Source organism: Pseudoalteromonas sp. T1lg48 (assembly GCF_002964785.1).
Classification (GTDB): domain Bacteria; phylum Pseudomonadota; class Gammaproteobacteria; order Enterobacterales; family Alteromonadaceae; genus Pseudoalteromonas.
In genome coordinates this window covers 21,482-42,003 of sequence record NZ_PQCC01000022.1, presented here as the reverse complement: position 1 = coordinate 42,003, position 20,522 = coordinate 21,482, and the positions used below count along the sequence as shown (strand labels likewise).

The 20,522-nt window shown below is 49.0% G+C and carries 17 protein-coding genes and 1 pseudogene; 10 read left to right on the top strand and 8 right to left on the bottom strand.

What is annotated here, in order from left to right:
- Window positions 1–74: 74 nt before the first annotated feature.
- Complete coding sequence (locus tag C2M29_RS13800) at window positions 75–869, top strand: M48 family metallopeptidase (RefSeq protein WP_105190354.1); 795 nt, start codon at window positions 75–77, stop codon at window positions 867–869.
- A gap of 15 nt (window positions 870–884) precedes the next feature.
- Entirely contained in the window at window positions 885–1,418 is a 534-nt protein-coding gene (locus C2M29_RS13795) for a hypothetical protein (protein ID WP_105190353.1), read from the top strand.
- A 59-nt stretch (window positions 1,419–1,477) separates the two neighbouring features.
- Here C2M29_RS13795 and efpL read toward each other — a convergent pair whose 3' ends face one another.
- The 3 genes from efpL to C2M29_RS13780 form a co-directional block, all read right to left on the bottom strand.
- Complete coding sequence (gene efpL, locus C2M29_RS13790) at window positions 1,478–2,044, bottom strand: elongation factor P-like protein EfpL (RefSeq protein WP_105190352.1); 567 nt, start codon at window positions 2,042–2,044, stop codon at window positions 1,478–1,480.
- A gap of 42 nt (window positions 2,045–2,086) precedes the next feature.
- Complete coding sequence (locus tag C2M29_RS13785) at window positions 2,087–2,881, bottom strand: nucleoside-binding protein (protein WP_105190351.1); 795 nt, start codon at window positions 2,879–2,881, stop codon at window positions 2,087–2,089.
- A gap of 93 nt (window positions 2,882–2,974) precedes the next feature.
- A complete protein-coding gene (locus C2M29_RS13780) occupies window positions 2,975–4,288 on the bottom strand; it encodes a Na+/H+ antiporter NhaC family protein (RefSeq protein WP_105190672.1) in 1,314 nt (437 codons plus the stop codon).
- Between the two features lie 391 nt (window positions 4,289–4,679).
- Between C2M29_RS13780 and dapB the strand changes: the two genes are divergently transcribed.
- From dapB to greA, 4 genes and pseudogenes are all read left to right on the top strand, one after another.
- Complete coding sequence (gene dapB / locus C2M29_RS13775; protein ID WP_105190350.1) at window positions 4,680–5,492, top strand: 4-hydroxy-tetrahydrodipicolinate reductase; 813 nt, start codon at window positions 4,680–4,682, stop codon at window positions 5,490–5,492.
- 206 nt (window positions 5,493–5,698) lie between these two features.
- Complete coding sequence (gene carA, locus C2M29_RS13770; protein WP_105190349.1) at window positions 5,699–6,835, top strand: glutamine-hydrolyzing carbamoyl-phosphate synthase small subunit; 1,137 nt, start codon at window positions 5,699–5,701, stop codon at window positions 6,833–6,835.
- Between the two features lie 18 nt (window positions 6,836–6,853).
- Window positions 6,854–10,071 (top strand): annotated as a pseudogene (gene carB / locus C2M29_RS13765) (carbamoyl-phosphate synthase large subunit).
- 49 nt (window positions 10,072–10,120) lie between these two features.
- A complete protein-coding gene (greA, locus tag C2M29_RS13760; RefSeq protein WP_105190348.1) occupies window positions 10,121–10,597 on the top strand; it encodes a transcription elongation factor GreA in 477 nt (158 codons plus the stop codon).
- A 297-nt stretch (window positions 10,598–10,894) separates the two neighbouring features.
- On the opposite strand, the gene C2M29_RS13755 is transcribed toward greA, so the two are convergent.
- The 3 genes from C2M29_RS13755 to C2M29_RS13745 form a co-directional block, all read right to left on the bottom strand.
- Window positions 10,895–11,482 carry a hypothetical protein gene (locus C2M29_RS13755; protein WP_158684740.1) on the bottom strand — a complete coding sequence of 196 codons (588 nt, stop codon included), beginning with the start codon at window positions 11,480–11,482 and terminating at the stop codon, window positions 10,895–10,897.
- A 396-nt stretch (window positions 11,483–11,878) separates the two neighbouring features.
- Window positions 11,879–15,037 (bottom strand): efflux RND transporter permease subunit, encoded by a 3,159-nt coding sequence (locus C2M29_RS13750; RefSeq protein ID WP_105190346.1) that lies wholly within the window; start codon window positions 15,035–15,037, stop codon window positions 11,879–11,881.
- Window positions 15,038–15,040: 3 nt separating this feature from the next.
- Window positions 15,041–16,213, bottom strand: coding sequence for an efflux RND transporter periplasmic adaptor subunit (locus tag C2M29_RS13745; RefSeq protein WP_105190345.1), 1,173 nt, complete (start codon window positions 16,211–16,213; stop codon window positions 15,041–15,043).
- Between the two features lie 129 nt (window positions 16,214–16,342).
- Between C2M29_RS13745 and C2M29_RS13740 the strand changes: the two genes are divergently transcribed.
- Complete coding sequence (locus tag C2M29_RS13740; protein ID WP_105190344.1) at window positions 16,343–16,591, top strand: YkgJ family cysteine cluster protein; 249 nt, start codon at window positions 16,343–16,345, stop codon at window positions 16,589–16,591.
- A 30-nt stretch (window positions 16,592–16,621) separates the two neighbouring features.
- On the opposite strand, the gene C2M29_RS13735 is transcribed toward C2M29_RS13740, so the two are convergent.
- Window positions 16,622–17,170: a DUF4136 domain-containing protein gene (locus tag C2M29_RS13735; RefSeq protein WP_105190343.1), complete on the bottom strand. Its 549-nt coding sequence runs from the start codon at window positions 17,168–17,170 to the stop codon at window positions 16,622–16,624.
- 344 nt (window positions 17,171–17,514) lie between these two features.
- Between C2M29_RS13735 and C2M29_RS13730 the strand changes: the two genes are divergently transcribed.
- The 3 genes from C2M29_RS13730 to C2M29_RS13720 all read left to right on the top strand — a co-directional run bounded on the left by C2M29_RS13730 (window position 17,515) and on the right by C2M29_RS13720 (window position 20,009).
- On the top strand, window positions 17,515–17,724 hold the full coding sequence (locus C2M29_RS13730; protein ID WP_105190342.1) for a cold-shock protein: 210 nt from the start codon (window positions 17,515–17,517) through the stop codon (window positions 17,722–17,724).
- Between the two features lie 200 nt (window positions 17,725–17,924).
- A complete protein-coding gene (locus C2M29_RS13725) occupies window positions 17,925–18,230 on the top strand; it encodes an H-NS family histone-like protein (protein WP_105190341.1) in 306 nt (101 codons plus the stop codon).
- 45 nt (window positions 18,231–18,275) lie between these two features.
- Window positions 18,276–20,009, top strand: a complete 1,734-nt coding sequence (locus tag C2M29_RS13720) for a DEAD/DEAH box helicase (RefSeq protein ID WP_233998437.1) — start codon at window positions 18,276–18,278, stop codon at window positions 20,007–20,009.
- 28 nt (window positions 20,010–20,037) lie between these two features.
- Here C2M29_RS13720 and C2M29_RS13715 read toward each other — a convergent pair whose 3' ends face one another.
- Window positions 20,038–20,379, bottom strand: coding sequence for a ribonuclease E inhibitor RraB (locus tag C2M29_RS13715; RefSeq protein WP_105190339.1), 342 nt, complete (start codon window positions 20,377–20,379; stop codon window positions 20,038–20,040).
- Window positions 20,380–20,522 lie beyond the last annotated feature (143 nt).

The following is a 20,522-nucleotide window of genomic DNA, read 5'->3' as shown; positions in this document are numbered from 1 at the left end:
ACTTTATTCGATGCTAGGCGTTGCGTTTGTGGTTTGCTATGCTTGGCGCAGGAGATAATAGGGAAACATTAATAATGAAAAAACTAATTTTGGCCCTTAGTGTGGCGGCAGTGATTGCCGGTTGTAAAACCTCACCGACCGGACGCACTCAGGTGACCTTGTATTCCGATGCGCAAATGAGTCAATTGGGCGGCGCCAGCTTTGAGCAGATGAAAAAAGAACAAAAGGTCAACCAGGATGCGCGCACCAATGCCTATGTGCAATGTGTGGCCGATGCGGTGATCCAGGTGTTACCGTCGAAATACGCGCAGCAACAGTGGGAAGTGGTGGTATTTGAAGAAGACTCGGCCAACGCCTTTGCCCTGCCAGGCGGTTATATCGGTGTCCATACCGGCTTACTTAAGGTGGCGCAAAATCAGGATCAACTGGCTACTGTTATAGGCCATGAAGTGGGTCATGTCATTGCCGAGCACTCCAATGAGCGTGCTTCACAAAGCCAAATGCTGCAAACCGGCATGCAACTCGGTGCCGTGGCTCTGGACATGGGTGAGATAGGTTATCGAAACGAAATTATGGCCGCGCTTGGTTTAGGTGCGCAATATGGAGTGGTCTTGCCATTTAGCCGCACTCACGAGAGCGAAGCCGATGAGGTGGGTCTGGAGCTGATGGCGAAGGCCGGTTTCGAACCACAACAATCGGTTGCGCTGTGGCAGAACATGGCGCAAAGCGGTGGTGCCACGCCGCCTGAGTTTTTATCGACGCACCCGGCGCCAACCAGTCGCATCAACGACTTGCAAAAGCGTATGCAAGGTGCCAATGCCTTGTATCAGCAGGCCCGAAGTCAGGGTAAGCGCCCACAGTGTCGCTAACTCCGAGTTTATAGCGTGTCGAAAGCACCGATTGTATTAGCGCTGCTGTTAGCGGCGGCGCTCATGGTCGATAGCCTGATCCCGGCGCCGGTGTTTGCCATTCACTGGCGTAGCCCCGAGTTTATGGCGGAGATCGCCTCTATATTCAATGTTGTTAAACTGCTTGGCATGGCACTGATCACCGCTTACCTTTGGTGGAGCATACCGCGACGACACTATTCACCCGCAATCACCATAGTCTTGCAGTTTGTCGTCCTCATATGTGCGGTACACACTCTGGTCTTGCTGATTGGCAGACAAAGCCTAGTCAACGACGCCGAGCATTACACTTCTGCGGGTCCCTACACGGTACACACCATAGAGTCGCAGGATGCCCGCAGCAGTCGACAGGTAATATATTGGCGTTGCCAGCGCTCGCTTGGCTTTTACTCCCTTGAGGAAATACGCCAACTTCCCTATCACCCAGGGGCCTATATAGAGGAGCAAAACGGCAAGTGGTATTACATCGGTGAAAAGCGTTATGAATTGGCGGCAGGTAAGTGTGACTAACTAATCAGCAATAAAAAAGGTGAGCAAGTGCTCACCTTTTTTATTTATAAGAGAGGTTATTAGGCGCGGCTAATAAATTTGCTCTCGGCGGTATTGATTTTAATCTTATCGCCGCTTGAGATGTGCTCAGGCACCTGAACTACAAGACCTGTGGTCAGGGTAGCAGGCTTAGTGCGCGCACTGGCAGAAGCACCTTTAATTGACGGTGAAGTGTCTTCAATCACCAGTTCAACGCTGGTTGGCAAGTCCACAGAGACCGGACGGCCTTCTACTAGCACGACCTGCACACCCTTGGTCGACTCGTCGATAAACAGCAGTTGCTCGGCAATGCTGTCTTTGTTCAGGTGATAGGGGGTGTAGTCTTCTTCATCCATAAAGATGTACTCGTCGCCATCTACGTAGGAGAACATGGCGGCACGGCGCTGTAGATCGGCAAAGTTCAACATGTCTTCGGCTTTAAAGGTTTCATCAACCTTACCACCGTCAACCACGTCATACATGCGCATACGGTATAGGCTACCGCCGGCACGGCCTTGTGGTACAGAGCGCTCGATATCACGGACGATCATAACGCGGCCATTGTAATCAATGGCGGCGTGTTTTTTAATTTCGCTAGCCTTAGGCATAGTCTTACTTCCTAAATAAATTGACCGGGTTAAGTTACCCGATTAAAAGGTCCAAGCCAAGTGGATTTGCGGCACCGATTCTGTGGTGTCTGTGCCTAGTTTGTTATGCCAGTATTGCCACTCCACACCCAACATCAGGGTTTGCTCCGGCATCTGCAAGGCATGACCCATATCCCATTGCACTATCGGCTGGGCCAAAAGCCAGCCCTTTACCTTGTCGCCAAACTCGTTGTCGCGCTCGTCGATATATTCAACATGGCCGGTAAAGTAAAACTTTTGCTCGCCGATGCTAAAGGGGGCGCCCCAGGCTAAATCCAGCATCCAGCTGTCGCTTTCGGTCGGTGCACCGCCTGAGCTGACGCCGTCGCTGTCATCAATGTAGGCGGTAACTAGGGTTGAGAAGAAATCAAAGCCTTTCACCTGCCAATCAAGCTTCACACCGGGCAGGTACTTCATCACATTGGCGTCGCCGGCGGCGTTAAAGCCCATCACAAAGCCCACGTCTTTTAGTGGACCTAGTTCAATTTTGTTACCGCTGATCTTGCTGTAGCTAAAGTTAGAGTACCACTCGCCGTAAAAATCGCTGTCCTGATAGCCGTCTTCACGGTCGTCATTGATGATATCAATAAAGAAAAAGTTATCGCCCAGGCTGTAACCCGAAGCATGTTGCAAGGATACGATACTGGTACCCGCTTCTTCTTTGGTGAAGGGGTTTTTAAAGTCGCCATAGTTTACATGTAACTGAGTTTGGCTCCAGTTTGCGGCCTGTGCGTTGCTAACACTGGCACACAAGGACAGCGCCACCGCGCCGTATAACAGGGGTGTGGTAATTTTCATAACTACAAGGTGATTAATAACTAAAAGAAATGTCAGCGGTTATTGTAACAGATGGCGACCTTAAGCCGCCACTGTAAGCAATGGGTAAAGGAATTACACCTTATGGCGACGTAAGATGATAATTAATACCGCGGTGATCGCCAATATAAAGCAATAGAAGGCGGAGGTAGATACCTGCCACGGGCTAATGCTAAAGGTCGCACCTAAAAGCAGGGCTTGAGCGCCGTATGGCAGTGACCCTTGCAGCACGCAGGCAAAGATATCGAGCAGGCTGGCGGAGCGCTTAGCGGAGATATCACCGTCTTCGGCGAGCTTTTTAGCGATAGGCCCGGCGACGATAATAGAAACCGTGTTATTGGCAATACACAGGTTGGAGGTCATCACCAACAGGGCGATACCCAGTTGATCCGCTACCTGACGATTAAACTTGGCCACTAGCTTGGTCAGCGCTTGGATTTTTCTGGCCAGGTAGTCAAGGCCGCCGCCACGGCGAATAAACTCAGACAAACCGCCGATAAACATCGACAGCAAGAAAATCTCCTGCATATCGCTAAAGCCCTTGTAGACGTCTTTAACAAAGGCACTGCCTTCGTATGAGCCGGTAAAGCCCATGAATGCCGCAAATAAAATACCGCTAAAGAGCACCACAAAAACGTTCAGGCCCATCACCGCAAGCACCAGGATAAAGAAGTAGGGCAACACCAAAAGCCAGTCAAAATCACCCACCTCTACCACTTGAGGTTCGGGAGTCAAATACACCAACAGGGCGATAGTCATTATGGCCGCAGGCAGGGCTATTTTAAGGTTTTCGCGGAACTTATCCTTCATTTCACACCCTTGGGTACGGGTCGCGGCAATGGTGGTATCGGAGATAATAGACAGGTTGTCGCCAAACATGGCGCCCGAGACTATGGTACCGGCCATGAGCGCAGGGTCGATGCCGGTTTTCGTTGACACCGCCAGCGCAATTGGGCCGATGGCGCCTATGGTCCCCATGGAGGTGCCCATGGCGGTGGAGACGATGGCAGAGATCAAGAACAAGCCAGGCAACAACAGGCTTGGTGGAATAAAGGATAAACCCGCATTCACTATGGCATCCACACCGCCGGTGGCACCGGCCACCGCCGAAAACGCGCCGGCGAGCAAATAAATAAGACACATGGTGATGATGTTGCTGTGCCCGGCGCCGCGAATAAAGGTTTCCACTGATTCATTAATGCGCTGCTTAGCGAGCACAAAGGCGAGGACGATGGCGGGCAAGATGGCCACCGGTGCAGGTAATTGGTAGAAAGCGTAATCTACGCCTTGCGCCTGTAAATACAGGCCGGTGCCTAAGAATAAGGCGACGAACACCAATAGGGGGACGAGTGAAAGTTTTGCCACAGTGGCATTGTAGTTCGGCTGCATGTATACCTCAATTTCGATCACCAACAGCCAAAACCTTCTTTTAGCTGCATTTATTTTGCAAAACAAGCCAGGGATTGTTGCGCATGCGCCCGCAAGCCAAAGACCAAATCGGCGCTAAGTTGGGAAGTTTAAACGTGTGGATGGCTAAAGTCTATGGTGATCACGTTTTTGTTATTATTTTCCATTTTTGTAGCACAAAAAAGCAACGATATCTAATTTGTGTCACTCTCATAGGTAATCCCTAAAGCTAAGCCCTTAAAGCAAGCTTGTATTTGTCTGGCGCGCTTGCTTGAGAATGCTTTTGCTTTGCTCGGCGCTTGTGCCTAGCACCTAACACCCATCTGCGTTAGCATACGGGGGTGAGTAGATGAACAATATTATGGGGATTAGAATGAGTGTAGGTTTAGGCATTTTAGGCGCCAATGGGCGCATGGGCCAGGCACTACTGGAAGCGGGTAACGACGACCCTCAGGCGCATATTGCCGGCGCCTTTGTGCGTGAACAGTCACAATTAAATGGCCTGCCGGTAGAAACCCTGGTCAAAGGGCTGCAAGAGGGCGCCCAGACATTGACCTTTACATCGCTTTCGGAAAACGGTGATGTGGATGTGCTGATCGACTTTACCTTGCCTGAGGGCATGCTAGCGCACCTAGACTTTGCCGTTGCTAATAAAATCCCCATGGTCATTGGCACCACGGGCTTAAACGATGCCCAAATGCAGCGTTTGCATGAGGCCGCTAAGCATATTCCTATCGTCTTTGCCCGCAACTTTAGTGTTGGCGTCAATCTGTTATTGGATCTGGTGCAAACCGCAGCGACCAAATTCGGTGACGATGCGGACATCGAAATATTCGAAGCCCATCACCGTCATAAAATCGATGCGCCTTCGGGTACAGCGCTGGCCATCGGTGAAGCCATTGCCGACGCCAAAGGGTGGGATCATGATCAAGTGGCGGTTTATGATAGGTCACAAAGTGAGCAAGCCAAATCACAAAAGGAAATCGGCTATTCGGTGCTCAGAGCGGGCGATATAGTTGGCGAACACACGGCTTATTTTGCATTAATGGGAGAAAGGCTTGAATTAACACATAAAGCAAGCTCTCGAATGACCTTTGCACGCGGCGCTGTTAGGGCTGCAAAGTGGGTGCAAAACAAACAGGCAGGCTTTTATTCCATGCGCGAAGTGCTGGAACTGGGTAAGTAAACGTGTTTTTTTGGCTGTTTCATTGAGTTTTAATGTTAAAGGTGCTGTTTTTTATATTTATTGATATTTAATTAGACCTTTTACCGACTCTCGTGTAGAATATCGTCAATTTGCCAAAATTTCATAATGCGCTTAAGCCAGCGCTTTAAACGGGTTGTAAATAAGTCGCATTTTTTACTCCCGTTTTTTACTGTTAGGAGGTTAACTTGACTAAATCCGCTCTGTTAGTCCTAGAAGACGGCACAGTGTTTCGCGGTACTGCGATCGGCGCTGACGGCATGTCAGTAGGTGAGGTAGTATTCAATACGTCGATGACTGGTTATCAGGAGATTCTGACCGACCCGTCTTATGCGGAACAAATCGTAACTTTGACTTACCCGCATATCGGTAACACGGGTACTAACAGCGAAGACGAAGAAGCGAATAAGATCTGGGCTAAAGGCCTGGTTATTCGTGATTTGCCACTGCTAGCGAGTAATTTCCGTAATGAACAATCACTCAGTGATTACCTAAAAGAACGTAACATTTTAGGCATCGCCGATATCGACACCCGTAAGCTAACCCGCATCCTACGTGATAAAGGCGCTCAAAACGGTTGTATCATAGCCGGTGATGATGTTGACGAAAGCAAAGCGCTGGAAGCTGCAAAAGCATTCCCAGGCTTAAAAGGCATGGATTTAGCCAAGGTAGTATGTACCGAGTCATCTTTTGAATGGCGCGAAACAAGCTGGACACTGGGCGAAGGTTTCAAAACACTTGCCGCAGAAGACGAGAAGTTCCACGTTGTTGCCTATGACTTCGGTGTTAAACGTAACATCTTACGTATGTTGGTAGATCGTGGCTGTAAGCTAACAGTGGTACCGGCACAAACCAGCGCCGAAGAAGTGCTGGCGTTAAACCCAGATGGCATCTTCCTGTCAAATGGCCCGGGCGACCCAGAACCTTGTACTTACGCGATTGAAGCGATTAAAACCTTCCTAGACAAAGATATTCCTATTTTCGGCATCTGCCTTGGTCATCAGTTATTGGCTCTGGCTTCAGGCGCGAAAACAGTAAAAATGAAGTTCGGCCACCACGGTGGTAACCACCCGGTTAAAGACCTAGACCGTGACGTTGTAATGATCACTGCGCAGAACCACGGCTTTGCCGCGGATGAGGCAAGCTTGCCTGACAATCTTCGCGCTACGCACAAGTCATTGTTTGACGGCACCTTGCAGGGTATTCACCGCACCGACAAGCCAGCATTTAGCTTCCAGGGTCACCCAGAAGCCAGCCCAGGCCCACACGATGCCGCACCTTTGTTCGATCACTTTATCGAACTGATGCAAGCGCAATCTAACTAATTTGAGACCGGAGTAATAATGCCAAAACGTACTGATATTCAAAGCATTCTTATCTTAGGCGCGGGCCCGATCGTGATCGGCCAGGCCTGTGAGTTTGACTACTCAGGTGCTCAAGCCTGTAAAGCGCTTAAGGAAGAAGGTTACCGTGTAATCCTGGTTAACTCTAACCCGGCGACCATTATGACCGACCCAGAAATGGCTGATGCGACCTATATTGAGCCGATTCACTGGGAAGTGGTTGAAAAAATCATTGAAAAAGAAAAACCGGATGCGGTACTGCCTACCATGGGTGGTCAAACTGCACTGAACTGTGCCCTTGACCTAGATAAGCACGGTGTACTGGCGAAGCACGGCGTTGAGCTAATCGGTGCAACCGCGGATGCCATCGATAAAGCAGAGAACCGTGAGCGTTTCGATGTGGCGATGAAAAACATCGGCCTAGAGTGTCCGCGTGCAGAAATTGCCCACTCAATGGAAGAAGCGCTGGATGTGCTTTCACGCATCGGCTTCCCATGTATTATTCGTCCTTCTTTCACCATGGGTGGTACCGGTGGTGGTGTTGCTTACAACATGGAAGAGTTCGAAGAAATCTGTACTCGCGGTCTAGACCTGTCACCAACCAACGAGCTGCTTATCGACGAAAGCTTGCTAGGTTGGAAAGAGTACGAGATGGAAGTTGTTCGTGACAAAAACGACAACTGTATCATCGTGTGTTCGATTGAAAACTTCGACCCAATGGGTGTACACACAGGTGACTCAATCACGGTAGCACCAGCGCAAACACTGACCGATAAAGAATACCAAATCATGCGTAATGCCTCGATGGCCGTACTGCGTGAAATCGGTGTTGAAACTGGTGGTTCAAACGTACAGTTCGGTGTGTGTCCAAACACGGGCCGTATGGTAATCATCGAGATGAACCCGCGTGTATCGCGTTCATCGGCGCTTGCTTCAAAAGCTACGGGCTTCCCAATCGCGAAAATCGCGGCAAAATTGGCCGTGGGTTACACCCTTGATGAGCTGCAAAATGACATCACTGGCGGTGCAACGCCGGCGTCATTCGAGCCGTCAATCGACTACGTAGTAACTAAGATCCCTCGCTTCAACTTTGAAAAGTTTGCCGGTGCTAACGACCGTCTAACGACACAGATGAAGTCGGTGGGTGAGGTCATGGCGATTGGCCGTAACCAACAAGAATCACTACATAAAGCACTTCGTGGCCTAGAAGTGGGTGCAACGGGCTTCAACCCAATCTTGCCAGTAGGCGAGAAGGGCGCAATCGAAAAAATTACCCGCGAGCTTCGTGAGCCAGGCGCTGAGCGTATCTGGTACATCGCCGATGCCATGCGTCACGGCATGAGTGTTGACGACGTATTCAACCTAACCAAGGTTGACCGTTGGTACTTGGTACAAATCGAAGACATCATCAAAGATGAGCAACAGATTGAAGAAGTAGGTTTTGCCGGTCTAACCGAAGACTTCCTACGTCGCTTGAAGCGTAAAGGTTTTGCCGATGCGCGTATCGCCGAGCTTGCCGGTGTATCTGAAGCGGAAATCCGTAAGAAGCGTCACCAGCTAGAAATCTTGCCTGTGTACAAGCGCGTAGATACCTGTGCGGCGGAATTCAGCTCAGACACGGCCTACATGTACTCAAGCTATGATGAAGAGTGTGAAGCTGCACCGTCTGACAAAGATAAAATCATGGTAATCGGTGGCGGCCCTAACCGTATCGGTCAGGGTATCGAATTCGATTACTGTTGTGTACACGCAGCCCTTGCTATGCGTGAAGACGGCTACGAAACCATCATGGTTAACTGTAACCCTGAGACGGTTTCTACCGACTACGACACTTCAGACCGTCTCTTCTTCGAGCCAATCACGCTTGAAGACGTGCTTGAAATCGTCCGTGTTGAGAAGCCAAAAGGCGTTATTGTACAGTACGGTGGTCAAACACCACTTAAACTTGCCCGTGAACTAGAAGCGAACGGTGTGCCAATCATTGGTACCTCACCGGATGCTATCGACCGTGCCGAAGACCGTGAGCGCTTCCAGCAAATGGTTGAGCGTTTGAACCTGCTTCAGCCTGAAAACGCGACGGTAACCTCGCTTGAAGAAGCCGTTGCCAAGTCAAAAGAAATCGGCTTCCCGCTGGTTGTACGTCCTTCGTACGTACTAGGTGGTCGTGCGATGGAAATCGTATACGACGAAGATGACCTGCGTCGCTATATGACAGAAGCGGTATCGGCTTCAAACGAAGCGCCAGTATTGCTAGACCGCTTCCTGGATGATGCCATCGAGGTTGACGTGGATGCTATCTGTGACGGCACTGAGGTGATCATCGGCGGTATCATGGAGCACATCGAGCAAGCGGGTGTTCACTCGGGTGACTCGGCCTGTTCATTGCCAGCAACAGCCTAAGCCAGGAAATCCAAGACGTAATGCGTGAGCAAGTACGTGCAATGGCCCTTGAGCTAGGTGTAGTAGGTCTGATGAATACTCAGTTCGCAGTTAAAGACGGTAAGGTGTTCCTTATCGAAGTGAACCCACGTGCTGCCCGTACCGTGCCTTTCGTATCAAAAGCAACCGGTGTTGCCCTTGCTAAGGTAGCGGCCCGTTGTATGGCCGGTCAGTCTCTTGCCAGCCAAGGCGTAACGAAAGAAATCATTCCTCCTTACTACAGCGTGAAAGAAGTGGTACTTCCTTTCGCTAAGTTCCAAGGTGTTGACCCAATTCGTGGCCCTGAGATGCGCTCTACCGGTGAGGTAATGGGTGTAGGTGATACCTTCGCCGAAGCCTTCGCCAAAGCCCAGCTAGGTGCAGGTAATGCTTTACCACGTGGTGGTCGCGCGTTACTATCGGTTCGCAATGGTGATAAAGCTCGTATCGTTGAGCTTGCTAAGACCATGATCGAATTAGGTTTTGAACTAGACGCAACTTCAGGTACCGCACAGGCGCTTGAAAATGCAGGTATCGAAGTTCGCCGTGTAAACAAGGTATTCGAGGGTCGTCCTCATATCCTTGACCGCATTAAAAACGGTGAATACAGCTACATCGTTAATACCACAGAAGGTCGTCAAGCGATTGAAGACTCTAAGGTATTACGCCGTGGCGCCTTGATGCACAAGACCAACTACACCACAACACTCAACGCCGCGTTTGCTAACTGTACTGCAAACTCAGCGGATGACCGTGGTAGCGTTGCGTCGGTTCAAGAGTTACACCAACGAGTAAACTAAGCAAAAAGCCGCGGCGTTCGCGCTGCGGCTTGCTGTAAGTGGGAATATTATGCAAAAGATTCCAATGACTACACGCGGTGCTGAATTATTGCGTGCAGAGTTAAACGAATTAAAAACAGTCACTCGGCCTAAAATCATCGCTGATATCGCCGAGGCGCGTGAACACGGCGACCTGAAAGAGAACGCCGAGTATCATGCCGCTCGCGAGCAGCAAGGTTTTTGCGAAGGGCGTATTCAAGAAATTGAAGCTAAATTGTCTAATGTGCAAATCATTGACGTAACGAAAATGCCTAACAATGGTAAGGTGATTTTTGGTGCGACTGTGACCATCGTAAACGTAGACACGGATGCTGAAGTGTCTTACCGCATTGTTGGTGACGATGAAGCGGATATTAAGAACAACTTGATCTCTGTGAATTCTCCAATCGCCCGCGGCCTGATCGGTAAAGAGTTGGATGACTGTGTTAATATCGAAACACCCAATGGTGCGGTAGAGTATGAAATCACTGAGATTGAATATATCTAACCTTGGTTGAGGTGTTTAAAAACCCGCTTTAAAGCGGGTTTTTTTATGTTTGTAGGTCGGTGATCTGCGCCGACAAGCGCTTTATTTGGTCGATGTTGCCGGATCCCTAGCTAGTTGTAGGTCGGCTTTGCCGCCATGGATGGCGGTACTAGAGTAACGCAGGAGCTGTTACCTAGCAGCCTGACAACTTTGTTATAAGTTGAAAGAGTTTGTCGCCTCGCTCTCAATGACACGCTCCACAACAGAAGCCGATTTCTCCAGCGCGAATCTAAATGGGGAGATCCATACCTGTACTTCTTATGATTGCTTTTGTGCCAAGGTCAACTTCTTTGAGAACTCTATTAAACCACTTTTGGCTGCTACAGCACTATTATGACTGAAAACACCTTCTAAATATGTATTCTCTAGATCAATCCGAACTCGTACGTCCCTAGCGTCCAAAATTGAATTTAAAAACTCTTCGGTAACCATAAAATATTGGACATTCATCTGGGCGATTACATTGGGGTTGAAGTACGTCCTCGACTGAGTACTCGGGTTGAAGTTAGGTATGTTTTCTTTTTTTACTGACGGATAAGACTTTATATTGCCATTTATATTAAAGCTTAACTTTGATCCTGTTGGCGGGGGGATGTCTTTATGTGGCAACACAATTAAAATTACACTCGAGCCTTCTAAAGATGAACTCCAATATGCACCGATCCTCAAATCACTACCAGAAATCCCCTCGTTACTCCTATAGACAAAGCCTGGCGTCATTAAAACTTCTTTTTCGCCATTAAAGGTTGACTCATGTTCTGAAATGCATGCGGTTGAACAAAGAGGAGAAGTCGAACATCCAGTAACCAGAAGCAAAGTGACAATTGCCACTATTATAGTTCTCATATTTTTCCCTTTAATTAGTTTGATAAAGAATCAAATTTCACCAAAAATGCTTATTATTGAGAATGTTGGACATGTCTTATGGTTAAAGTGAGACACTTATCCCCGGCTTTCTTATAAGCTTTTGATTAATTTAATAAAAATTCCGTTTTCAAAATGATTGTCTATGAAACTCCCTGAAAATAGAGGGAGGGCTGCCTTATAGACTCTCGCTATGCATCCTATTAAATACCAAATCAGATCTAACTTTCAATTTAAAAATTAAATGCTTAAACAATTCAGATAGCGCAAAGCGGGATTTTTAAATTAGATGCGGCTTTTATGGCCAAATAACTTATTAGGCATAAAAAAGCCTTGTCGCGGGGCAAGGCTTTTATTGTTGGGATAAATACCAAGTACTTAACTTTGCTGTTTTAGTTCTGGCGTTGGCTCTACCTTAGGGGCTCTGCCGAAGAGTTTACGCAGGCCGCGTTTACAGTCTTCCAGGGCCACATATTGGCAAGGGATCAACACCAGGGTGATAACCGTGGCGAACAGCACACCGAAGGCCAGTGATACCGCCATGGGGATCACGATTTGCGCCTGCAAACTGGTTTCCATAATGATGGGCACCAGACCAATGAAGGTGGTGATCGAGGTCAGTAGAATGGCTCTGAAGCGTTTACAGCCGGCTTCTACCACCGCCTGTTTGATGGCAATGCCCTGAGCGCGTGCCTTGTTGACGTAATCAACCATCACCAGCGAGTCGTTGACCACCACACCGGCCACGGCAATAATGCCGAAGAAGGACAGGCTGCTCATGGTCATACCCAGGATCACGTGTCCGTAGACGGCACCGACCACACCAAAGGGGATCACCGACATGATCAGCAGGGGCTGCGAGTAGGAGCGCAGTGGAATGGCCAACAGCGCGAAGATGATCAGCAGTGATAAGGCGAGGTCACGGCGCTGTTCGGCGACGCTATCCATCTCTTCTTGCACTCGACCGGCTACCTTACTCTGTACGCCAGGATAGTTCTTCAATAGCGCCGGAAGGTATTCATCGCGCACTTGTTTGGCGATTTCAAACGGTTGTGCCTGATTTGTGTCTACCGCGGCCCACACGTTTACCGTGCGTTTGGCGTTTTCACGACGGATGCGGTTAACACCATCAACCAGGTTAATGGTTGCAACCTCGGCTAGAGGCACTTCCGCTCCGGCTGGGGTAATGATACGTACGTCATTGATTTCACTGATAGAGTTACGCTCTTCAATGGGGTAGCGGATCATTACTTTGAGCTCTTCGCCATCGCGTAAAATACGCTGTGCTTCCAGACCATAGAAGCTGAAGTTCACCTGCGAGGCAACATCGGCCAAGGTCAGGCCCAGGCTGTAAGCAATGGGTTTCAGGTCCAGCTGGACTTCATCGGTCGCACTTTGCATTGAATCATTGATATCGCCCACACCATTGATGGTTGCCAGCTTCTCTTTCAATTTGCCGGCTACTTCTTTCAACTCGGCGGCGTCATTACCTTCGAGGCGGAAGCTAATGTCACCATCATCACGGCCACCCCCATTCATGATGCTGTCATTAATGGTCATTGATTTCATGCCAGGCAACGGCGGCATATTATCACGCCACAGCGCACTTAGAGCGAAGGTGTCGATGGGGCGAAGATGCGGCTCTACCAAGACCATCATTAAGCGTGCGTTGGTGCGGCCCTGCATATTAAGGGAAATATCCTTAACCATGGGCATACCGTATTGTTGCTCGATGACCTTCTCAACGTCCATCACCACCCGCTCAATTTTCTTGGCCGTCTCCAAGGTCGCCGTTTCTGATGACGCCAGGTTCATCTCAATGTTAATACTTGGGAAGTCATGGGGGATTTTCGGGTTGGCAACAAACTTGATTAAACCACCGGCAAACAAGCCAGCGCTGACAATGAGAATGCCAAAGAAGCCAACAATCACGGTATAGCGATAGTGAATACAGCGCTGCACCGCAGGGCGGTATACTCGCTCGATAACATATTGCAAACCGCTATCTACCTTGTTGCGTAAGCGGTGCAATGGGTTACGTGGATTAACAGGGCGGTTCTTCATGGCCGCCAGGTGAGCAGGAAGAATGAGCTTGGACTCGACCAGTGAGAACAAGAGGCAGAGGATGATCACGCCGCCGATGGCTTTAGAAAACGCCGCTCCCGGGCCGGAGGCTAGTGTCTGAGGCAAAAACGCCGCTATCGTGGTTAATACTCCGAAGGTGGCAGGCACGGCTACGCGTTTTACGCCACGCACCACGTTATCCAGGCTATGACCATGCTTCTCGATTTCGGCGTGAGCCGACTCACCCACCACTATGGCATCATCCACCACGATCCCCAGTACGAGAATAAAGGCAAACAGGGAAGCCAGGTTAATGGTGACGTCTAAAAAGCCCACCGGCATCATCAAAAAGGCGCCAAGGAAAGAGACGGGTAAACCCATCATCACCCAGAAAGCAAGGCGGATACGCAGGAATAAGGCCAACATCAGCATAACCAAAATACCACCCCAAATCATATTCTCGATCATCATGTCGAGACGACCTTCGAGGTAATAAGTGATGTCAATCATGGGTGCCAGGGTGACACCCTGAGGAAGCTCAGACTTTTTACGCTCTAAATAAGCGTCCATTACATCTGCGACACGGGTGACATCTTGATCTTTTGACGCACGGACTTCAAAAATCAGTGAGTTTTTACCATTGTATTTGGAATATTGCAGGCCTTCTTCGAAGCCGTCTTGGATGGTTGCTACATCACCTAAAAATACCTGGGCGCCATCTTCTAATGTTAACAGCGGAAGGCGTTCAAATTCGCCGCCGCGATAGGCCTGGTTTTCCACGCGCATGGAAATATAGCCATTATCGGAGCGAATCTGTCCCGCCGACATATTGGCGGAGAAGTTGCGCACGGCACTGGCGATATCACGGAACGTCAGGCCATACTCGCGGAGCTTGTCCGGACTGACTTCAATGCTTATCTCATAATCCAAACCCGAATTAAAATTGACGAGATTGACCTGAGGTAAAGCACGCATCTCATCATGCAGCTTGTTGCCAAGTTCCTTGAGCTCGTAATTACTCATATCGCCATACAAGGCGAGGAACATCACCTCCTGGGTGAATTTTTCACGACGAATATTGGGACGTTCCATCTCTGCGGGAAAGCTGGAGATGGAGTCGATTTGCATCTTGACCTCGTCGAGCACTTCTTGAGAGTCATAGCTTTCATCGACTTCGATCCAACTTTGAGAAAAGCTGCGGTTTGAATAGGTAATAAGGCGCTTTATGCCTTCTAACCCCTGCAAAGATTCCTCTATTTTGATGGTGATCCCTTCTTCTACTTCCTGAGGAGCGGCGCCGGGATACACGGCCTGAACACTGAGCCAGTTACTTTCAAATTGGGGAAATGCTTGTTTACGAATAGACAAGGCACTGAGAATACCACCGACTATGATGATCACCATCAGCAGGTTGGCGGCAACCGGGTTGCGGGCAAACCAGGCGATCAAGCCTTTTTCTGTGCTTTGCGCCATAGTTTAGTCCTCCTTCAACGCCAGTTGCGTGTGTGCCGTTTGCGGCTCTTGCTCGTCCAGGCGTAACTGCATGCCTTGAGTAGGGTATTCCAGCGCAGAGGTAATAATTTGCTCGCCACTTTGCAGGCCGGCGGTCACAAAGGCCATGCCGTTTTGCTCGCGGACCACCTCAAGGTTACTGAACTTAAGCTTGGTTTCATTATCAATCAGGGCGATGCGGTTGTCCTTAATCAGGTGGCTGGGCACTATGGCTGCGTCGCGGACTTGCTTACCGACGATGCGGGCATTGGTGTAGGCACCAAAGCGCAGCGGTTGAGCCTGCTCGTAGGGGGCGTCGACATAGGCGACTAAGTAGGTCATGCGCGAGCGTTTATCGACGACGCCTTCATTACGTACTATGGTGCCTTGCCAGGTACGGGTCTTGCCGGCCACTTCGCTGGTCAGGGTGACATCGGCGCCGATACCGCCATCGATCAAGTATTGCAGATCGTGATTGGCTACCGGCAGACGTACTTTCGCAATGCTGGTGGCATCGATTTGGCCCAGTACATTCCCTGGATTAACCACGCTGCCAAGGCTGATTTTTTTCGCCGTGACCAGGGCGTCATACGGGGCACGGATTGAGGTGCGCTCTAAATTGCGTTTGGCGCGTTTCACCTGAGCCTGAGCGGCGCGAAATTTCGCTAGCTTTTCCGCGAGCTGAGGTTTGCGCAGATATAATTCCGAGGGGATCACCGCATTGGCATTGTCTTTAATGCGCTGCCATTCGGTTTTTGCTACATGGGCTTGCGCTTGCTCAATTTCTAATGCCGATTGGGCTTGTGCTAGGCCGGCTTGAGCTTCGATAAGGGCTGCTTCGTAATCATTGGGGTCGATGCGGATCAGCTCATCGCCTTTTTTCACAAAACCACCTTTAACAAATTGTTCGGCGATGGACACCACCTGACCGGATACCTGAGCAACCAGCTCGGTTTGTTCCTGAGCCATAACCTCGCCGTAGGAATGCACTTGCAAGGTGACATCGGTCAGGTTGACCGGGGTGACCTCTACCAGTGGGGCGACGTTTTCCTGTTGTTTTTGCTCCGGTGGCTTTTTCATTGCCATAAAGGTGGCGAAAAGTGCCACTGACACTCCCAATACACCAATAGGTAATAGTATTTGTTTTTTGCTGGCCACAATGCAGCTCCCTGTATAGTTCGATGACAGGCTATATGGTAGCGGCAATCATGTTTACAGGTGTGTGTAATATGTAACAAACCATGTAATCTGTTAAAATGGCCGCTGCGTTTGTTTAAGGGGTCGAATATGAATTGTCGTTTAGGGTGTGGTGCGTGCTGTATTGCGCCTAGTATTTCCAGCCCCATACCTGGTATGCCAGAGGGTAAAAAAGCGGGGCAGCGATGTGTCCAGCTGGACAAAAATAATTTGTGTAAGTTGTTTGGCGATCCGTCGCGCCCGGCGGTGTGTTTACAATTTAAGGCGTGTGAAGACGTGTGTGGCAGCAATAATGCCGATGCGATGTGGAGAATAACCCAACTTGAGGCGCTTACTTAAAGCTGTAAGCACCTTAAGTGGATGCAAATATTATTGGTTAGTACCTGGTGGGTAGTTGCTGAAAATCTCCGCCACAGATTCGCGAATGACAGCGGTGCGCTCGCTTGGCGTCTGATTTTTCTTCAAACGGCCTTCTTTGGCTGCACGCCACACTAACTGGTTAGAAGCGCGGTCGACCACGTCAATTACCAAGGTGCCCACCTGGTATTCGCGGGTGGTGGTTTGCACATTGTAGCCCATCCCCCAGTAATCCCAACGGGCGCTGTAGCCGGTGGTAAAGGTATCGACATCCACTTTTTTTTCTACCGAGGCATGGTAGTTGATCAGCACATCCGCTTGGTCGGCAGCGACCATACTCATGCCCTTGGCGCTGAGTTCATCATTCACCGCTTGTTTTACGCGGCGCTCCATGAGTTCGCTGATCTGATAATTGCTGGTGGCACTGGTCAGACTGGCATCGGGAAACCAGGCAAAAGTTTTGTACTGAGCAAAGTTTACCGACTTATCATAGTCAAAATCGGGCCCAGAGGCGCAGGCGCTAAGTAGCATAAGCACACCCGCTGCAAGTAAATTTTTCATTGACCGCTCCTTTATAACTGGCTTCAAGAATCTAGGTTTGTCAGTAACATACCATAATCGTTGCGGAAATATACAGAACCCTGACCCTTTTAAAGGGGCAAACCTCAATTATGTCATTACTGTGAATTTCAAATAATTTAAAGCTTATTAATATTTTCTATGGTAGTCTAGGAACTGCTTTGAGTTAATGCGTTTAATGTGACGGTTTTGTGCGGCCTACGCTGTAAGTGTGACTAACCTCGTTTAGTCCTGTACCGGACCCTAGCGGTAGCGACACTGGCTCAGGGAGGATAGTGCCTAATAATAGGCGAGTAATAGAAATTGACTTACAGGAACACTTTAGTATGTCAGATCAAGTAAACGGTAAAGTAAAGTTTTTTAATGAAGCAAAAGGCTTTGGTTTTATCGAGCAAGAAAATGGCCCAGATGTATTCGTTCACTTCAGCGCGATCAATGGTTCAGGCTTCCGTACTCTAAGCGAAGGCCAACAGGTTTCTTTCGGCATTAAACAAGGCCAGAAAGGACCAGAAGCGGAAAATGTAACTCCGGTTTAATTCCTTATTGACTCTGTCCCAGAGTTAATAATTAGTGGAGCCGTTTCGGCTTCACTTCTTCCCCCCCCTCCAGGCGCCAAGCCAACAAAACAATATCTAAACAAGTTCAAGCCATTAATTAATTAATATAATTACTTTGATATATCACTGATCTTCAATTATTATTTTATTTCCACATTTAAAGTATATAAGAGATCACAGTGAGAGAAATCAGAGCATTTGCCAAATCGGCATCTATTAATGAGTTGGAAAAAGCAATTAATATTCTGAACACTGCGCTCGATAATCAGCAACAGCAAGAAAAAGCGAAACAGGAAGTTCTACAACTGATGAAGGAAAAAGGGCTCAGTGTGGAAGACATTGTTGATGTGACCCAGGACAAGCGTACTAAGGTTGAGCCTAAGTACCGTCGCGAGTTCGAAGGGAAGATGGTGGAATGGTCAGGCCGCGGTAAACGCCCTAAAGCGTTTCAAGATGTAGACCTCACTAAATACCTCGCGAAATAACATATCAGGTCCAGCAATGGACCTTTACTTTTTTGGGTGTCAGCAGTGTATACACTCAGAGACTATCAACAACAAGCCGTCGACAATACCCTAGCGCATTTTCGTAAATCAACGCGCTCGGCCGTTATTGTATTGCCCACGGGGGCCGGTAAAAGCTTGGTCATTGCCGAGCTGGCCCGGTTGGCCCGTTATCCCATCCTGGTATTGACTCACGTTAAAGAGTTGGTTGAACAAAACGCTAATAAATTTCGTGACATGGGTTTAACACCGGGGATTTTCTCCGCGGGTTTAAATGATAAAAATTTAAACGAGCAGGTTACCTTTGCCAGTATTCAATCACTGGCCCGTAGTATAGATAAGTTACAGCGCCACTATTCTTTAGTGATTATCGATGAGTGTCACCGTGTCAGCACAGAGCAAACCAGTCAGTATGCGCAGGTAATATCGGCATTACAGAGAATAAACCCAAACCTTAAAGTACTGGGCTTGACCGCGACGCCTTATCGGCTAAGTAGTGGCTGGGTATATCATCGCCATTATCATGGTTTTGTCCGTGGCCCGAGTGATGCGCCATTTGACGACTGTATTTATGAGCTGCCGCTACGCTATTTGATCAACAAGGGTTATTTAACACCGCCAAGAATCGTTGATGCGGCGGTACAGCACTATGACTTTTCCGCCTTGCTACATGGCGCTACCCCTCCCAGTGAGGGGGCTCTAAATGCATTGCTGCAACAAAGCACGCGGGCCACTAAGGCGATTATCTTCGATGTCATTGCCCAAAGTGATACACGTCGTGGAGTGATGATTTTTGCCGCCACCGTTGCCCATGCCGAGGAAATTTACCGTTATTTACCATCCGGCCAGGCTCATATTATCCTTGGCGCAACACCTGCTGCCGAGCGCGATGACATTATCGCCCGCTTTAAGCTGCGGGAATTTAAGTTTTTGGTAAATGTTTCCGTTTTGACCACTGGGTTTGATGCCCCCCATGTCGATTTTATTGCCTTGTTACGACCGACAGAGTCGGTGAGTCTGTACCAGCAGATTATTGGCCGAGGACTGCGCTTGTGCGCCGATAAGCAGGAATGTTTAGTCATAGACTATGCCGGCAACGGTTTTGATATCCATCACCCCGAGGTCGGCGCGCAAAAGCCTGATCCAAATTGTGAGCCGGTGCAGGTGCTTTGTCCCGGCTGCGGATTTGCCAATGTGTTTTGGGGTAAGAAGGATGCCGATGGTCAGGTGATTGAGCATTATGGTCGCCGCTGTCAGGGCTTGTTGGATGACGGTGAAGAGCAGCAGCAATGCGATTACCGCTTTAAGTTTAAGGAATGCCCGCAGTGTTTTAGCGAAAATGATATTGCCGCGCGCAGATGTCATAGCTGTGAGCATCAGTTGGTCGACCCGGATGACAAGCTACGTCAGGCGCTAAACCTTAAAGATGCACTGGTACTGCGTTGCAGCGGTTTAAGTTGTGAACAAACAAGGCAAGGTAAACTAAAGCTCACCTATTATGATGAAGACGGGGCCGAAGTTGCGGAAGTCTATGATCTCGGCAACGCTAAGGCGTTAGCCTTGTTTAATCGCCAATTTGCCAAGCGTCATAATGCACCCGGTGTTAACCAGTGGTGCAGCACCGAGCAGGTAGTGGCACTGCAACAGCATTTGGGCTGGCCGGATTTTGTGATTGCTCGTAAGTCGAAAAAATATGGTTGGCAGGTCAGTGAGAAACTGTTTGATTACCAGGGGAGTTACCGCAAAGCCTATAGTCGCTGATAGGCTTTGCGTTTAATGATAGGCAGCGTTATTGCTCGGCGCCGCTTTCGTCCAGCATGCCCCAACCATCACCATAGCCGTTATGCTTGTCGGCCAGGCTTTCTAAATAGGCTTCCATGTTATTGATGAGCTCATATTCGGGCACCATGGTAATGCTCGCCTTCACTTCAAAAACACCGGTGTCCGGGCAGGTACTGAGACTGGCTTTTGGTGCGACCTCGGCATGAGCCAGGGCATCGATAAAACCTTGCGCATGTGCCTGTTGTTCGAAAAGCAGAAAGAAATCGACGCAGTGCAGTTGCGTCAAGTCGACGCCTTGCTCGTGCATTTGTTGCAAAATTTGGCCTGTGTCGTCGTCGGGAAAGTGCATCGTTTATCTCGTATCAGCGTTAATCTTACGATTGTCTAATATCTTACTGAAAATAAAAAGCCACTTGAGTGAAATTTTTCGTCGTCATTAGTGAATGCCTTGAGTCAGCGGTGATAAACTTAAGTCATTAAGAGAGTGTGCTT

Bases quoted from the DNA above. Each gene is read 5' to 3' on its own strand.
- C2M29_RS13800 (WP_105190354.1), top strand. From the start codon at position 75: ATGAAAAAACTAATTTTGGCCCTTAGTGTGGCGGCAGTGATTGCCGGT.
- efpL (WP_105190352.1), bottom strand. From the start codon at position 2,044: ATGCCTAAGGCTAGCGAAATTAAAAAACACGCCGCCATTGATTACAAT.
- C2M29_RS13785 (WP_105190351.1), bottom strand. From the start codon at position 2,881: ATGAAAATTACCACACCCCTGTTATACGGCGCGGTGGCGCTGTCCTTG.
- C2M29_RS13780 (WP_105190672.1), bottom strand. From the start codon at position 4,288: ATGCAGCCGAACTACAATGCCACTGTGGCAAAACTTTCACTCGTCCCC.
- dapB (WP_105190350.1), top strand. From the start codon at position 4,680: ATGAGTGTAGGTTTAGGCATTTTAGGCGCCAATGGGCGCATGGGCCAG.
- greA (WP_105190348.1), top strand. From the start codon at position 10,121: ATGCAAAAGATTCCAATGACTACACGCGGTGCTGAATTATTGCGTGCA.
- C2M29_RS13755 (WP_158684740.1), bottom strand. From the start codon at position 11,482: ATGAGAACTATAATAGTGGCAATTGTCACTTTGCTTCTGGTTACTGGA.
- C2M29_RS13750 (WP_105190346.1), bottom strand. From the start codon at position 15,037: ATGGCGCAAAGCACAGAAAAAGGCTTGATCGCCTGGTTTGCCCGCAAC.
- C2M29_RS13740 (WP_105190344.1), top strand. From the start codon at position 16,343: ATGAATTGTCGTTTAGGGTGTGGTGCGTGCTGTATTGCGCCTAGTATT.
- C2M29_RS13735 (WP_105190343.1), bottom strand. From the start codon at position 17,170: ATGAAAAATTTACTTGCAGCGGGTGTGCTTATGCTACTTAGCGCCTGC.
- C2M29_RS13730 (WP_105190342.1), top strand. From the start codon at position 17,515: ATGTCAGATCAAGTAAACGGTAAAGTAAAGTTTTTTAATGAAGCAAAA.
- C2M29_RS13715 (WP_105190339.1), bottom strand. From the start codon at position 20,379: ATGCACTTTCCCGACGACGACACAGGCCAAATTTTGCAACAAATGCAC.